The following is a 15823-nucleotide window of genomic DNA, read 5'->3' on the forward strand; positions in this document are numbered from 1 at the left end:
TTGAAATATGAATCGATTATTATTTCTTTTATTTTTAATTCCAAGTATGCTTTGGTCTCAATCTAATTTTGAGAAAGCAGAGCAGCTTTTGGAATCAGGAAAAACAGATCAAGCACGGGTAGTGTTTGAAAATATAGTGAAAGATAATCCGTCTCAAGTCAAAGCAATAGAACGTTTGGGTGATATTGCAGGTCAAAATAAATCATGGGATAAGGCACTATTGTATTATAAAAAGGCCAAACAATTACAACCTACAGCAGCCGAATATTATTATAAATACGGCGGCGCTTTGGGTATGAAAGCCAAATCAGTAAATAAATTCAAGGCTATAGGAATGATTGACGAGATCAAATCGTCCTTTGAAAAGGCGGTTGCTTTAGATCCAAAACACAAAGAATCTCGTTGGGCCTTATTAATGTTATATTTGGAATTACCTGGAATTATTGGAGGAAGCGAAACAAAAGCAGTAGCGTATTCGAATGAACTAATGCGATTATCGCCTCTGGAAGGTTATTTATCAAAAGGATATATTGATGAATATTTTGGAAGAAATAAGAAAGCAGAGTTGAATTACTCCAAAGCATTTGAGTTAGGTAAATCAAAAGTGGCTTTTCAAAAATTATACAATTTGTATGCGTATAAATTAAAAAATTTAGAGAAAGCCCAACAGTTAAAAGAACAATTTGAAAAATAGTTAAATAGGATAATAGCGTATAAGTTTATTTTTCGAACTTATAAATGGTGTAATCCTTTAAACTCATAAACTAAAAGAATGAGAACACATTTTATTGCTATTGGCGGAAGCGCTATGCACAATTTAGCCTTGGCGCTACACAACAAAGGATACCAAGTTACAGGAAGCGACGATGCTATTTTTGAACCTTCCAAATCACGATTAGATAAGAAAGGAATTCTGCCCGCTGAAATGGGTTGGTTTCCTGAAAAAATAACTACTGATATTGAGGCCGTCATTTTAGGAATGCACGCCAAAGCAGATAATCCCGAGTTATTGAAAGCACAAGAATTGGGTTTGAAAATTTATTCGTATCCAGAATTTTTGTACGAACAATCTAAAAACAAAACGCGAGTAGTTATTGGCGGTTCTCACGGAAAAACTACGATTACTTCGATGATTTTGCATGTCATGCATTACCATAATATTGCCGTAGATTATATGGTGGGAGCCCAACTGGAAGGATTTGATACCATGGTGCATTTGACCGAAGAAAATGATTTTATGGTGCTGGAAGGCGATGAATATTTGTCTTCACCCATTGATAGACGTCCTAAATTTCATTTGTACCAACCCAATATTGCTTTGATTTCAGGAATTGCTTGGGATCATATTAATGTATTTCCAACCTACGAAAATTATGTGGAGCAATTTGAAATTTTCATCGACAAAATTACGAATGGTGGCATTTTAGTCTACAATGAAGACGATGCTGAGGTGAAACGTGTATCAGAAACCGCTACAAATCCGATTCGTAAATTACCTTATAGTACGCCTGCTTATAGTGTAAATGACGGTGTAACACTTTTGGAAACTCCTGAAGGCCCTATGCCAATTGAAGTTTTTGGTGCACATAATTTGAATAATTTGGCTGGAGCCAAATGGATTTGTCAAAATATGGGCGTTGATGAAGCCGATTTCTACGAAGCCATTGCGAGTTTCAAAGGGGCATCAAAACGTTTGGAAAAAATTGCCGAAGGAAAAGGAAGAGTTGCTTATAAAGATTTTGCGCATTCGCCAAGTAAGGTAGCTGCGACAACTAAAGCCGTGAAGGAACAATATCCGAATCGTACTTTAGTTGCTTGTTTAGAGTTGCATACCTATAGTAGTTTGAATGCTGAATTTTTGAAAGAATACGAAGGAGCGTTGGAATATGCGGATGAAGCGGTTGTTTTTTATTCGCCAGATGCAGTAAAAATCAAACAATTGGAAGAGGTGACTTACGAGCAAATTGCCAAAGCCTTTAATCGAAAAGATTTAATTATTTATACTAATCCAGCCGAATTCAAACAGTATTTGTTCAATCGAAATTTAGATAATTCCGCTTTATTGTTGATGAGTTCTGGAAATTACGGCGGATTGAATTTTGACGAAGTCAAGCAGTTGATCGAATAATAGCAACTTAAATAGTACACCTATGGAAAACGCCCCCTTTCCCATTAGTAGTTGGTCCGAAGATGATAAACCTCGGGAGAAATTGATGTTTAAAGGTAAAAATGCCTTGAGTGATTCCGAATTGATAGCGATTTTAATTGGATCTGGAAGCAGGAATGAAACGGCAGTCGATTTAAGTAAACGAATGTTGGCCAGTATTAACCAAAATTTAAATGCCTTAGGCAAACTGAGTTTGTCGCAATTGATGCAATTTAAAGGAATTGGCGAAGCCAAAGCGATTACCATAATTGCCGCCCTTGAATTAGGAAGAAGACGCAGGGTAGAAGAGACAGTTGAATGGGTTAAAATTACTTCAAGCAAAGTAATTTTTGATGTGATGCAACCCATAATTGGTGAATTACCACATGAAGAATTTTGGATAGTGTATTTGAATAATTCCAATAAGGTGATTTCAAAAACACAATTAAGCAAAGGCGGTATTACTGGAACGGTAGTAGACATACGATTGGTTTTTAAAATGGCATTAGAATTTGGAGCGACTTCCATTGTATTGTGTCACAATCATCCGTCGGGGAGTTTAAAACCTAGCGATGCCGACATCCAAATTACACAAAAATTAAAACGAGCTGGAGAGAGTTTAGAAATAGCCATTTTGGATCATGTAATAGTAACTGAAACAAGTTATTTTAGTTTTGTTGACCAAGGAATTTTGTAATTATACGAATGAAATATAAAAATATACAGCACGTTTTTTTTGATTTAGATCATACCCTTTGGGATTTTGATAAAAATTCTGAAATGGCTTTTGGTACGATATTCAAACAAAATCATCCAGAAATTGCTATAGCCGATTTTATTGAAAAATACGCACCAATTAATCAGGCTTGTTGGAAGTTGTATCAGTACGATAAAATTACTCACCAGGAATTGCGTTATAAACGACTTAAAGAATCCTTTGATGCTCTGAATTATGCTATTTCAGATCAAGCTATTCATCAAATGGCAGAGGATTATATTACTTTATTGCCCGACAATAATCATTTGTTTGACGGTGCTATTGAAATTTTAGAGTATCTGAATAGCAAATACCAATTGCATATTATCACGAATGGATTTGCGAATGTTCAATATAAAAAAATAGCCAATTCAAAAATTGATACCTATTTTAAAACGATTACCAATTCTGAAATGGCAGGAGTGAAGAAGCCTAATCCCATCATATATCAGCATGCTTTAGATTTGGCAAAAGCCCAAAAAGAACACAGTATCATGATCGGTGATTGTTTGGAAGCCGATGTACAAGGGGCCTTGGATTTTGGAATGGAAGCCCTTTTTTTCAATCCTAATAAAGAGTATAAACCCGAAAATATTATTGAAATTAACCATTTATTAGATCTTAAAAACTATTTGTAATTATGAAAAAACTACTATTTGTATTGTTGTTTACTTCGTTTTGTTTTGCTCAAAACGTGAATAACTTCAAAGCTGTAATCATCCCTTTGAAATTTGACTTTATTCGTACTAATAACCAATACCGTCTTTGTACAATTTCTAAAGCATATCTTAACACTGCAGGATTTAATGCGTATTATTCGAATGAGATATTACCAAAGGAATACGCAGATCGTTGTGATTTATTGTATTATGATATTGTGAAAGAAAATGCTTTTTTGGCTACGAAAATGTACATTGAATTAAAAGATTGTACTGGTAAAATAATTTTTAAATCAGAAACGGGATATTCTAAAGAAAAAGATACTGAGTTGGCTTATGCCGATGCATTAAAGAAAGCCTTTGTTTCTGTAACTAATTTGCATTATCAATTCGAAAAAACTTCAGCGGCTAATCCAGTTGTAGCAATAAAAAGTGAAGTTGCTCCAATTGTTGTGTCAACTGTTCCTACTGCTGTTATTGAAAAATCTACTTCAGATTTGTTGTATGCTCAAACCACAGTCACAGGCTATCAGTTAGTTGACGCTAGTCCTAAAGTGGTGTATAAATTGTACAAAACCTCTCGCTCTGATTTGTTTATTGCTTCAAAAGGCATGAACCAAGGGGTGTTGATTCAGAAGGACAATCAATGGTTTTTTGAGTATTACGAAAGCGAAAAATTAGTTTCAGAAAAAGTAGCGGTGAAGTTCTAGTAACCGTATTTGTCTTTCCATCTGTTTTTCAGGAATTCTCTGGTTGAATTTTCTCGTGTGTTATTTCCAGGTTCATAGATTGCAGTTCCTGTAATTGCATCGGGCAAGAATTCTTGTTCGGCAAAATTATTGGCATAGTCATGCGAATATTTGTAGTCTTCGCCATAACCTAGCTCTTTCATTAAGGGAGTAGGTGCATTGCGCAAGTGAATTGGAACAGAAAGATCTCCGGTTTGTTTTACGATTTGTTGTGCTTTCCCGATGGCTTGATAAGACGCATTACTTTTTGGGGAGGTTGCTAAATACACAGCGCATTGACTCAATATGATTCGGCTTTCAGGATAACCAATAGTGGCTACCGCTTGGAAGGTGTTGTTTGCCATAATAAAGGCGGTTGGATTGGCATTGCCAATATCTTCGCTAGATAGAATCAGCATACGTCTTGCAATGAATTTCACATCTTCTCCACCTTCAATCATTCGGGCAAGCCAATAGACCGCTCCATTAGGATCGCTTCCACGAATGGATTTAATAAAGGCCGAAACAATATCGTAATGTTGTTCGCCAGTCTTATCATACAAAACGGTATTTTGCTGTACTAATTCAAGTACACGATCGTTGGTAATTAAAATTTCGTCCTCATTAGAGGCGTTTACAACCAGTTCAAAAAGATTTAATAGTTTGCGTCCGTCTCCGCCAGAAAGTCGTAATAGCGCTTCTGTTTCGTTTAATTGGATGTTCTTTTCTTTTAAAACGGCATCCATTTGCATGGCTCTGTGTAATAATGCTTCTAAATCTTCTTTATTAAAGGCATTCAAGGTATACACTTGACAGCGGGATAGGAGTGCTGGAATTACCTCAAAACTTGGGTTTTCAGTTGTAGCTCCAATTAAAGTAATCCAACCTTTTTCTACAGCAGCCAATAAGGAATCTTGCTGTGATTTGCTAAAACGATGAATCTCATCAATAAACAAAATAGGATTTTTGGACGTAAATAGTCCGCCACTTTGTTTGGCTTTTTCAATGACTTCGCGAATGTCTTTTACGCCAGAATTAATGGCGCTTAAGGTATAAAATGGACGTTTGGATTCTTGCGAAATAATTTGGGCTAAGCTGGTTTTGCCTGTACCTGGAGGCCCCCAAAAGATCAATGAAGGTATAATCCCTTTTGCAATTTGCTGCGTTAGTGAACCATTTGGTCCCACAAGATGCTGTTGACTAATGTAGTCTTCTAGTTGTTGTGGACGAATGCGTTCTGCTAAAGGAGCTTCCATTGGAGTAATGGGTTATTTGTTGATTCGGTTATTTGTAATACAAATTTGAAGATTTTATTTCTAACTTCTTTGTCTAACTGCTTCGTATAGAAAGGCACCACAAGCAACAGATACGTTTAGTGATCCGATTGTCCCAAACATAGGAAGTTTTGCTTTTTCGTCTACGATTTTTAATACAGAAGGATTGATTCCTCTATCTTCTGATCCCATGATGATGGCTACCGGTTCGTTCAAAGCAATGTCGTAAATGTTTTGTTCTGTTTTTTCTGTAGCAGCTACGGTTTTGATACCAGAACCCTGAAGGTAAAAGATAGCATCTTTAATATGTTCTACTTTACAAATAGGTACATTGAATACAGCTCCAGCAGAAGTTTTTACAGTATCACCATTCACAGGTGCAGAGCCTGCTTTTTGTACGATAATGCCATTAACACCGGTGCATTCGGCAGTTCTAATTATTGCCCCAAAATTACGGGCGTCAGAGATTTGATCTAGGATTAAGAATAAAGGTTGTTTCCCCGATTCTATAGTCGATTCTACTAAATGTTCCAATTCCATAAAACCAATAGGAGAGATGCTAGCCACAGCTCCTTGGTGGTTGTTAGGTGTTAAGCGGTTTAGTTTTTCTACTGGTACATAGGAAAAATTAATATTGGCACGTTTCATCACCTTCATTAAATCCTTCATCAGTTCGCCAGCAATTTCTTTTTGAATAAAGACTTTGTCTACTGCTGTTCCTGCTTGTATGGCCTCAATAATGGCGCGTATTCCGAATATTATGTTTTCTTTTTCCATGCGGCAAAGATACAAAAAAAAACCACCAGCCAAAGGCTGATGGTTTTGATATAGTAAATCAATTTAATTGATTTGAGTAGCTATTATAATTTTTTCAAATTAAATGCATAAGTACCATAAGCACCCCAAGTCAATTTTAATTCAATATCTCCTGTACAAGAGTTAACTGAACCTGTTCCTGCCGTTACAGTATAATTTGTAGCAGAACCATAATTGAAAAATGAATATGAAGTTGCTGAAGTTACAATAGCTTTAGCTGCATCAATTGTTACAATGATATACGGTGTACCTGCATTCACGGCACTTGGGTTAGTAGAACTCAAGATTTTGAATTTAAGTGTTCCAAATGCTGCATCATAAACAACAGGAACAGTAGCTCCAACTGGATAGTCTTCCCATTCATCCTTAATTACTCTGTAGTTTCCGTTGAATAAAGACGCATCTGTTATAGGACATACTACATTTACTGTGTATCTAAATGGTGAGTTGAAAAAAGCACCACCAGTAACTGTACCAGCAGCATTAGTGCTTGTATACACTTTGCCATTTTTCATTACTTGTGCTAAACGTACTGTGAAAACATCTCCTCCAGTATATTGGCTTGCAGTCAATGAAAATTTAGTTTTTAACTCAGCGATAGTTACATCAATAGCTGCATTCATAAATTCTCTACTTCCTTGTACAAAAGATGTAGCAGGAATAGATTTTAATAAGACTTCAGCTTTAGAATTGTTTCCGTCAGCAAGATTGTTGTCTTTAAATGTAACGTAAATGTCAATTTTTTCAGTATCCTTACTTTGATTAACATCTTGTACTTCTACAACTGCAGAAAACTTACTTGTTGCAACACCTGATTCAATGATCGGGCTTGCTACTGAAAGTGTTCTTAGAGCACCTCCACCAATTTCAGTGTCATTAAGTACTTGGTCAATTACTTTATTCCCTTCTGTACAAGCAAAAAGGCTTAAAGCGATTAAAAGTACACTAACTTTATTTATTAATTTTTTCATAATAATTTATTTTAGTTACCAAGAGGGAAACCAGTTTCTGGATTATTATCCCAGAATACACGTTGTCCTACACTTGCTTTTTGTTTAACATTTGGATTTGTACCTGTTTCTGAAGCAGGGTATAAGAAAGAACGGATGAATTTACCTGGAGTTGGCTCAATGTTAGGTTGAATTCTACTTGGTAAACCAGTTCTTCTATACGCATTGTAAGCATCGATACCATTACCATAAAGTGTAATGAAAAATTCAGTCATTACCACATCTAATTTATTGGTAGCATTATCGTAGTTCAATCCAACTGAAGTCAAGTAAGAAGTATCTGCAGTTAAAGCAGGAACTCTAGTTACATCAGCTGTTTTATCTCTACCAATAAACCCTCTAACTTTAGCTAATGACTTAGTGATACCAGCTGTCATTAAAGCTTTAGCATCTCCTGTACCGCCTGGAGATAAAGCCGCTTCGGCTCTCCAAAAATCAACTGTAGAAGCTAAGATGATTGGTGTAATACCTTGTCCTTTGGCTCCAAATGAGATTCCGTTGATTGCTTTAAATGAACTGTCGTCAAATCGACCTCCAGCTGGATACAATCCTGCAGCAGTTCTTTTTTGAGCATCATTAGGTGTTCCTTCGTTATTACCGTGGTCTCTACCCCAATATCCTGCATTATTTGCAATTCTACAGTAAGTATGACCTCCAGCTAAATAGTGAGCAGGAGCTGTTTGTACAGAACAAGTCATGTCTTGTTCGTTAACAGGAGTATCACTAACTTGTCTGTAGAAATAGAAACGAATACGTGGGTCAATTACAGATTTACCATTTTTCATTTCGTTTAATAACCAGTTAGCTTGGTATCCTGAACCTACTCCAGATGGAGTATAGTTGTTTACATACTCAGGATGTCTTGAATCTGGATTGGCATTAGCTGTACCCCAGTTGAATTCAAAATCTTCTCCAGTTCCAATGAATGAACCAGCACTTACTAAAGTATTGAATTTAGAAATTGCAGTAGCATCTACTAAACGAGTTTGAAGATAAATCTTCATTTTGATAGTATTCGCTAATTTAACCCATTTTGACCATGATTTTCCATAATAGAAATCGTTAGTTGGTTCTGCAGTAGCAGTAGCGTTAAAGTTAACAATAGCTTTGTCTAACAATACAAGAGCAGCAGCATATACATCTTTACCAGAATCTAATTTTGGATTCAAATTAGAACCGTCAAAAGCTTCAGAGTAAGGAATATCACCAAAATAATCTACTAAAGTTACAATAGTATACGCTTCAATTACTTGACCGATTGCAAGGTGGTGTTTGAAACCTTTTTCAGTTGCAATAGGGTTCATTAAACGAATGTTTTTAATAATTGAACGGTAAGAATATTCCCATTCAGTATTAAAGAATGATGCACTATATGCATTTTGGTAATCTCTACCATACATATATTTCAAACGTGTTACTTCAGCACCACTGTTTCCAAAGTATTGGATTGTGTTAGCGAATTTTAACTGAACTCCATTTAATAATAAATCAGGATTTGAAGCTGATATTGGAAGTTCATTCGGATTTTCCGTTAATTCTAGGTTGGTCGTTTCACATGATGAAAACGTCACTAAACTTATCATTAGGATAAGAAAACCTACTGTTTTAAATAATTTTTTCATAGTTTTTATAAGTTTAGAATGAATTAGAATGTCGCTTTAATGCTGAAACCATATCTTTTTCCACTAGGTCCATTCAAGAAATCAAAACCTCTACCATTACCAACTCCAGTACCAATTACGTTAGGATCGAAGTTAACTCCTTTAGGAGTATTGAAGGCATTGTAGTATAAGTTGTATCCAGCTACATTAAAAGTAATGCTGCCAAATGGTGTTTTTTCTATCAATTTGCTTGGTAAAGTATATCCTAATGAAACTTCGTTCAAACGGATTACAGAACCATCATAAACACTCAATTCATCTGGTCCAAAACCAATATTGGTAAAGTAGTAATCAGAGTTGTTGATTTGAATGTCGTTTTTAGTTCCATCTGCTTTTACACCAGGTAATACAAAAGTATTTACACGGTTATCAGTATCAGCAGTTAAACCTCTCGCTAATAAAGCAGAAGAAGTACCTGAGTAGATATCCCCACCACTTACATAACTAATCAAGAATGAGAAGTTGAAGTTTTTGTATGACATTGTACTGTTAGTGTTCAATGTGAAATCTGGGTTAGGGTTACCAATAATAAATGGACCTGCTTCAATTTCGTAAGAACCTGTACTGTTTACTACATAATTGTTGTTAGCGTCTCTTTTGATTCTACTACCTACCATTACACCTAATTGCTCTCCTTCAATCGCTTGGTTACCCAAGTTAGTGAAACCTGCAACAGTTACTTTTTCTAAGTCACCTAAATCAGTAACGATCATTTCTCCTTTAAAGAAATTAGCGCCTAATTCCCAGTTGAAACCATTTTTATCATTTTTGATTGCATGAACATCAAGGTCAATTTCTAAACCGTTACCTTCTAATTTACCAATATTAGTAAATGTGTTTAGGTATCCAGTTGAATTAGCAATTGGAGTAGATGTAATCAAATCTGTAGTATATCTTTTGAAATAAGAAGCATTCAAAGAGATTCTGTTATCAAAGAATTTAGAGTCAAATCCAAATTCAATTTCTTTTAATAACTCAGGACGTAATCCAGCGTTACCTAAAGAAGAACTACCTGATTGTGCAGCGTTAACCACTCCGTTTACATCAGAGAAGTCTCTTGCAGAACTCTCAAGAGTATTGGCTACTGGATAGCTTGGTGCAAATCCTGCAGAAGTACCGTAACCTGTTCTAATTTTTAAATAGTTTAATCCTTTTACACTTTTGATGCTTGGGAAAGCCTCAGTAGCAATAAATGAAGCCGAAGCTGATGGGTAAAGAATAGTATTTTCGAATGTATTAGATACCCAGTCTTGTCTTGAAGACAAAGTTACATATAGGTATTTGTTGTAATCAAATTCTGCAGTACCATACAAACCAACAATATTACGTTGTTCTGAATATTGAATTGGTGATTGAGTACCAAAATTGTAATGTCTTAAAATACCGTAAACTTGTTGTCCTACACTTGAAACCCCTTGTCTGTCAAAGCTCTCCGCTCTTGAAGTAGCTCCAGCAGTAAAGTTCAAGTTTAATTTGTCTGTTAATGAATAATTACCATTCACCATTACGTTATGATCCCAAATCATATTGTTGTTATCATACGTTCTTAAAGATCCTTGAACAGGTCCTCTAGGCGCACCAATATTTGTTGCTACAGTATTACGCTCGTTATAAAAGTCATAACCAACTCTATAGTTTAATTTGATGTTGTCATTTAAATCATAAGTTAATGCAGCATTACCAAATGTTCTGTTAGTAATTTGGTTTACGAATGAGTTTTTAAGCGTCCAATATGGATTCAAAATATCATTTCCTGAACGGTAACTTAAGTTAGCACCTGTAATAGGGTGTTGGTATGGCCAGTTTTGCAAATCAACGTTTCTAGGAGTATAGAAAACGTCAGCATAAATAGACAATCCACCTCCTTGAACACCAGAACCGTTACTACGAGCAACAGGTGGGGTTAAGAAGTCAGTTTTAGAGAAGTTCATTGTTCCGCTAACTGTAAATTTGTTTGTTAACTTAGAACGTCCACCTAAACTGAATGAAGTTCTTTTTAATTTGTTTCCAGGAGTAAATCCTTCGTCACTTAAATTACCAAAGTTGATGTTGAAATTAGTGTTTCCGTCATCAGAACCACCAGCAACATTTAAACTTGTATTGATCACTGATCCAATTCTAAAGAAATCTTTAACATTGTTTGGAGCAGCTTTGTAAGGAATTCTTAATCCTTGGTATTCAGGGAATACAGCAGCTAAAGCTGATCTACTGTAGGGGTGAAGGATAGTTCCGTCAGTACCAATACCTGATCCAGCAGCAGCCCATCCACCTAAACCTTTTTCATAAAAACCTGGTCCCCAGTTAGAGTAGAAGTTTCCATAAGCCTGGTCAAAACCATTACCAAATTTATTTTGGAAATCTGGCAAAGAAGCAATTTCGTTGAAAAATAAAGATTGGTTTAAAGTAATTTCAGTTTTCTTAGGACCTTTTTTAGCTTGACCACCTTTAGTTGTAACTAAGATTACACCATTTCTACCTGCAGTACCATATAATGTAGTTGCAGCATATCCTTTAAGGATGTTAACATTTGCAATGTTATTTGGATCTAAGTCTAAGAAACGACTTGAACCAGAGTTACCATCAGCAAAGTTACCAGTTGCATTGGTATCGCCTGAGAAAGGCACACCATCAACAATAAATAATGGTTGAGTATTTCCAGAGATAGAGTTTAATCCACGAATGTTAATGCTAGTTCCTGAACCAGAAATACCACTTGTTTGATTAATAATTACTCCAGAAGCTTTTCCAGATAATACTCTGGCTACATCTCCTTCTGCTCTTTGTTCGATATCAGCAGCTTTGATTTCACTTACAGCATATCCAAGAGCTTTTTTCTCTCTTTTAATACCTTGGGCAGTAACCATTACCGTTTCTAATTCCACTGAGTCATCTTTAAGTTTGACATTTAGTGAAGTTGAATTAGCTACTACTTCTTGAGATTTCATCCCGATGTAGCTAAAAAGTAACACTTGGTTAGCACTCGCTTTGATAGAAAATTTTCCATCAAAATCAGTTTGCGTTCCTGTTTTGCTTCCTTTAACCAATACACTCACACCTGGAAGAGGCATGCCTGCATTGTCAGAAACAGTACCTGAAACGGTTCTTTCTTGAGCAAATGTAATTTGCGTCACTAGCGCCAAAAGCAGCACTAAGAATCCATTTAATTTTAGTTTCATTTTTAATTATTTTGAATTAGTGAAGCAAAACTCTTAATAATTTGTTAACATTCCTAATGTTTTGAAGAATTTTTTATGCGTGCATCTAAAATTTAACATTATAACGTATTGATTTAATAATGTTGTTTTTTTGTGTTTTTTGCCGATTTGACGTTTTTTTCAATCTCCAAAACACTTGATTTTGTTATATTATTAACTTATTGTCTATTTTTTGTATAGTCTGTATTTATTTTGAAAAGGCGAATTAGAAATGTGATATTCAATTTAGTTGATCAATATTAATTGTTTGTAATCTATTTCTTTATAATGACCACTGTGTTATTATTGATTTTATAAGAATCTAAATATCAAATAAATCTCATAAAACTCTAATTTTAATAATTGTATTGAAAATTAATTAATTATGGTTTGCAGAGTTAAAAATAATTTATACATTTGCGACCCCGTAAAAAGCGGGAATTTAATATAATAAGAAATTTTTAGTATTAATTATGCCAACAATTCAACAATTAGTAAGAACAGGAAGAACTCAGATAACTAAGAAGAGTAAATCGGTTGCTTTAGATTCTTGTCCTCAAAGAAGAGGGGTTTGTACGCGTGTTTACACTACTACACCAAAAAAACCAAACTCTGCAATGCGTAAAGTAGCGCGTGTACGTTTGACAAATGGTAATGAAGTAAATGCTTACATCCCTGGAGAAGGACACAATTTACAAGAGCACTCGATAGTATTAGTTAGGGGTGGAAGGGTAAAAGATTTACCAGGAGTTAGATATCACATCGTTCGTGGTGCGCTTGATACATCAGGTGTAGCAGGAAGAACGCAAAGAAGATCTAAGTACGGTGCTAAACGCCCAAAAGAAGCAAAAAAGTAATTTAAAACGTTATGACTACATGTATGTGTGATTTATTACATATATATAGGTATGACATTTAATTAAAAAAAAGACATGAGAAAAAGAGCGGCAAAGAAAAGACCACTTTTACCAGATCCAAGGTTTAATGACCAATTGGTAACTCGTTTTGTGAACAACTTAATGTGGGACGGTAAAAAATCAACAGCTTTTAAAGTTTTTTATGATGCAATTGATATCATTGAAACAAAAAAGCAAGATGCAGAAAAATCATCATTAGAAATTTGGAAAGATGCGTTAACTAATGTTATGCCTCACGTAGAAGTACGTAGTCGTAGAGTTGGTGGAGCAACATTTCAAATTCCAATGCAAATTAGACCAGACAGAAAAATTTCTATGGCAATGAAGTGGTTAATACTTTATTCAAGAAGAAGAAATGAGAAGTCAATGGCTCAAAGACTAGCTTCAGAATGTTTAGCTGCGGCTAAAGAAGAAGGAGCGGCTGTTAAGAAAAGAATGGATACTCACAAAATGGCAGAAGCTAACAAAGCTTTCTCTCACTTTAGATTTTAATTCATAAAGAAATGGCTAGAGATTTAAAATATACAAGAAACATTGGAATTGCTGCTCACATTGATGCTGGTAAAACAACAACAACAGAGCGTATTTTATTCTATACAGGAAAATCACACAAAATTGGTGAAGTACACGATGGTGCTGCAACAATGGACTGGATGGCACAAGAGCAAGAAAGAGGTATTACAATTACTTCTGCTGCTACAACTTGTGAATGGAATTTTCCAACTGAACAAGGTAAAATTTTACCTGAAACATTACCTTACCACTTTAACATTATTGATACCCCAGGACACGTTGATTTTACCGTAGAGGTAAACCGTTCGTTACGTGTATTGGATGGTTTAGTTTTCTTATTTAGTGCGGTTGATGGTGTTGAGCCACAGTCAGAAACTAACTGGAGATTAGCAGATCAATATAGAGTTCCGCGTATGGGATTCGTAAATAAAATGGACCGTCAAGGTTCTAACTTCTTGAACGTATGTCAACAAGTTAGAGATATGTTAAAATCTAACGCTGTTGCAATCACTTTGCCAATTGGTGAAGAGAATGATTTCAAAGGGGTAGTTGACTTAGTTAAAAATCAAGCTATTATTTGGCATGATGCTACTCAAGGAGCTACTTTTGATATTGTGCCTATCCCAGAAGATATGCTTGCAGAAGTAAAAGAATATAGATCAATTCTTATTGAAGCAGTAGCTGATTATGATGAAAATCTATTGGATAAATACATGGAAGACGAAAGCTCTATTACAGAGGAAGAAATCAACGTGGCTTTAAGAGCTGCGACTATGGACATGGCGATCATTCCTATGATTGCTGGTTCTTCTTTCAAAAATAAAGGAGTTCAATTCATGTTAGATGCAGTATGTAAATACTTACCATCTCCAATGGATAAAGAAGGTATTACAGGTATTCACCCTGATGATGCTGAATTATTAGAAGAAGATCAAACTAAAATATTACGTAAACCAGATGTAAAAGAGCCATTCGCTGCTTTAGCATTTAAGATCGCTACTGATCCATTCGTTGGTCGTTTGGCTTTCTTCCGTGCATATTCTGGTCGTTTAGATGCTGGTTCTTATGTTTTGAACACTCGTTCAGGAAACAAAGAAAGAATTTCTCGTATCTACCAAATGCACGCTAACAAACAAAATCCAATCGAATATATTGAGGCTGGAGATATTGGAGCTGCTGTTGGATTTAAAGATATCAAAACTGGAGATACATTGTGTGATGAAAAACACCCAATCATTCTTGAGTCTATGAAATTCCCTGCACCGGTAATTGGTATTGCTATTGAGCCTAAAACTAAGGCTGACGTAGATAAAATGGGTATGGCTTTGGCTAAATTAGCTGAGGAAGATCCTACATTTACAGTTAGAACAGATGAGGCTTCTGGGCAAACTATTATCTCAGGTATGGGTGAGTTACACTTGGATATCCTTGTAGATCGTATGAAACGTGAGTTTAAAGTTGAAGTTGACCAAGGTGAGCCTCAAGTAGAATACAAAGAAGCGTTTACAAGATCAGCTACACATAGAGAAACCTACAAGAAACAATCTGGAGGTCGTGGTAAATTCGGTGATATCGTATTTACATTAGAGCCTGCTGATGAAGTGGACGGTAAAGTTCCTGTGGGATTACAGTTTATCAACGCAGTTAAAGGTGGTAACGTTCCTAAAGAATATATTCCTTCTGTAGAGAAAGGTTTTAGAGAAGCTATGAAAGCAGGTCCTTTAGCAGGATATGCAGTAGATAGTTTGAAAGTAACGTTGTCAGACGGATCTTTCCACCCGGTGGATTCTGATGCATTGTCATTTGAATTAGCTGCTAGAATGGGGTACAAAGAAGTGGCGAAAGCTGCTGGTGCTGTTATTTTAGAGCCAATCATGAAAATGGAAGTGATCACACCTGAAGAAAACATGGGAGATATCGTAGGTGATATTAACCGTCGTAGAGGTCAGGTAAATGACATGGGTGATAGAGCTGGTGCTAAAACTATTAAGGCTGATGTGCCTTTATCTGAAATGTTTGGATATGTGACTACATTAAGAACATTGTCTTCAGGTAGAGCAACATCTACAATGGAATTTTCACACTACGCTGAAACGCCTGCTAATATTTCAGAAGCAGTAATCAAAAAAGCAAAAGGAAACGCTTAAT

The 15823-nt window shown here is 35.6% G+C and carries 13 protein-coding genes; 8 read left to right on the top strand and 5 right to left on the bottom strand.

From position 1 onward, the window contains the following. Positions 1 to 7: 7 nt before the first annotated feature. From LPC21_RS04875 to LPC21_RS04895, 5 genes are all read left to right on the top strand, one after another. Entirely contained in the window at positions 8 to 694 is a 687-nt protein-coding gene (locus LPC21_RS04875; RefSeq protein ID WP_229318461.1) for a tetratricopeptide repeat protein, read from the top strand. 78 nt (positions 695 to 772) lie between these two features. Continuing rightward, positions 773 to 2128, top strand: coding sequence for a UDP-N-acetylmuramate--L-alanine ligase (locus LPC21_RS04880; protein ID WP_229318463.1), 1356 nt, complete (start codon positions 773 to 775; stop codon positions 2126 to 2128). Positions 2129 to 2150: 22 nt separating this feature from the next. Continuing rightward, positions 2151 to 2843 carry a RadC family protein gene (gene radC, locus LPC21_RS04885; protein ID WP_229318465.1) on the top strand — a complete coding sequence of 231 codons (693 nt, stop codon included), beginning with the start codon at positions 2151 to 2153 and terminating at the stop codon, positions 2841 to 2843. Positions 2844 to 2851: 8 nt separating this feature from the next. Beyond that, positions 2852 to 3541: a YjjG family noncanonical pyrimidine nucleotidase gene (locus tag LPC21_RS04890; RefSeq protein WP_229318466.1), complete on the top strand. Its 690-nt coding sequence runs from the start codon at positions 2852 to 2854 to the stop codon at positions 3539 to 3541. 2 nt (positions 3542 to 3543) lie between these two features. Further along, positions 3544 to 4272 carry a hypothetical protein gene (locus tag LPC21_RS04895; protein WP_229318468.1) on the top strand — a complete coding sequence of 243 codons (729 nt, stop codon included), beginning with the start codon at positions 3544 to 3546 and terminating at the stop codon, positions 4270 to 4272. Here LPC21_RS04895 and LPC21_RS04900 read toward each other — a convergent pair. The 5 genes from LPC21_RS04900 to LPC21_RS04920 form a co-directional block, all read right to left on the bottom strand. After that, a complete protein-coding gene (locus tag LPC21_RS04900) occupies positions 4269 to 5546 on the bottom strand; it encodes a replication-associated recombination protein A (protein WP_229318470.1) in 1278 nt (425 codons plus the stop codon). The genes LPC21_RS04895 and LPC21_RS04900 overlap by 4 nt on opposite strands. A gap of 60 nt (positions 5547 to 5606) precedes the next feature. Beyond that, complete coding sequence (gene rlmB / locus LPC21_RS04905) at positions 5607 to 6341, bottom strand: 23S rRNA (guanosine(2251)-2'-O)-methyltransferase RlmB (protein WP_229318472.1); 735 nt, start codon at positions 6339 to 6341, stop codon at positions 5607 to 5609. A gap of 83 nt (positions 6342 to 6424) precedes the next feature. Then, positions 6425 to 7351, bottom strand: coding sequence for a hypothetical protein (locus LPC21_RS04910; RefSeq protein WP_229318475.1), 927 nt, complete (start codon positions 7349 to 7351; stop codon positions 6425 to 6427). An 11-nt stretch (positions 7352 to 7362) separates the two neighbouring features. Then, positions 7363 to 9012 carry a SusD/RagB family nutrient-binding outer membrane lipoprotein gene (locus LPC21_RS04915; RefSeq protein ID WP_229318477.1) on the bottom strand — a complete coding sequence of 550 codons (1650 nt, stop codon included), beginning with the start codon at positions 9010 to 9012 and terminating at the stop codon, positions 7363 to 7365. A 23-nt stretch (positions 9013 to 9035) separates the two neighbouring features. After that, entirely contained in the window at positions 9036 to 12227 is a 3192-nt protein-coding gene (locus tag LPC21_RS04920) for a SusC/RagA family TonB-linked outer membrane protein (RefSeq protein WP_229318478.1), read from the bottom strand. Between the two features lie 491 nt (positions 12228 to 12718). On the opposite strand from LPC21_RS04920, the gene rpsL reads away from it, so the two are divergent. The 3 genes from rpsL to fusA all read left to right on the top strand — a co-directional run bounded on the left by rpsL (position 12719) and on the right by fusA (position 15822). After that, entirely contained in the window at positions 12719 to 13102 is a 384-nt protein-coding gene (gene rpsL, locus LPC21_RS04925) for a 30S ribosomal protein S12 (protein ID WP_007136570.1), read from the top strand. 75 nt (positions 13103 to 13177) lie between these two features. Next, positions 13178 to 13654, top strand: coding sequence for a 30S ribosomal protein S7 (rpsG, locus tag LPC21_RS04930; RefSeq protein ID WP_121337677.1), 477 nt, complete (start codon positions 13178 to 13180; stop codon positions 13652 to 13654). Positions 13655 to 13665: 11 nt separating this feature from the next. After that, positions 13666 to 15822: an elongation factor G gene (fusA, locus tag LPC21_RS04935; protein ID WP_229318480.1), complete on the top strand. Its 2157-nt coding sequence runs from the start codon at positions 13666 to 13668 to the stop codon at positions 15820 to 15822. Position 15823 lies beyond the last annotated feature (1 nt).

Origin of the sequence: Flavobacterium ammoniigenes (assembly GCF_020886055.1) — a bacterium.
Classification (GTDB): domain Bacteria; phylum Bacteroidota; class Bacteroidia; order Flavobacteriales; family Flavobacteriaceae; genus Flavobacterium; species Flavobacterium ammoniigenes.

Bases quoted from the DNA above. Each gene is read 5' to 3' on its own strand.
- fusA (WP_229318480.1), top strand. From the start codon at position 13,666: ATGGCTAGAGATTTAAAATATACAAGAAACATTGGAATTGCTGCTCAC.
- LPC21_RS04875 (WP_229318461.1), top strand. From the start codon at position 8: ATGAATCGATTATTATTTCTTTTATTTTTAATTCCAAGTATGCTTTGG.
- LPC21_RS04920 (WP_229318478.1), bottom strand. From the start codon at position 12,227: ATGAAACTAAAATTAAATGGATTCTTAGTGCTGCTTTTGGCGCTAGTG.
- LPC21_RS04890 (WP_229318466.1), top strand. From the start codon at position 2,852: ATGAAATATAAAAATATACAGCACGTTTTTTTTGATTTAGATCATACC.
- LPC21_RS04915 (WP_229318477.1), bottom strand. From the start codon at position 9,012: ATGAAAAAATTATTTAAAACAGTAGGTTTTCTTATCCTAATGATAAGT.
- rpsL (WP_007136570.1), top strand. From the start codon at position 12,719: ATGCCAACAATTCAACAATTAGTAAGAACAGGAAGAACTCAGATAACT.
- rlmB (WP_229318472.1), bottom strand. From the start codon at position 6,341: ATGGAAAAAGAAAACATAATATTCGGAATACGCGCCATTATTGAGGCC.
- LPC21_RS04900 (WP_229318470.1), bottom strand. From the start codon at position 5,546: ATGGAAGCTCCTTTAGCAGAACGCATTCGTCCACAACAACTAGAAGAC.
- rpsG (WP_121337677.1), top strand. From the start codon at position 13,178: ATGAGAAAAAGAGCGGCAAAGAAAAGACCACTTTTACCAGATCCAAGG.
- radC (WP_229318465.1), top strand. From the start codon at position 2,151: ATGGAAAACGCCCCCTTTCCCATTAGTAGTTGGTCCGAAGATGATAAA.
- LPC21_RS04880 (WP_229318463.1), top strand. From the start codon at position 773: ATGAGAACACATTTTATTGCTATTGGCGGAAGCGCTATGCACAATTTA.
- LPC21_RS04895 (WP_229318468.1), top strand. From the start codon at position 3,544: ATGAAAAAACTACTATTTGTATTGTTGTTTACTTCGTTTTGTTTTGCT.
- LPC21_RS04910 (WP_229318475.1), bottom strand. From the start codon at position 7,351: ATGAAAAAATTAATAAATAAAGTTAGTGTACTTTTAATCGCTTTAAGC.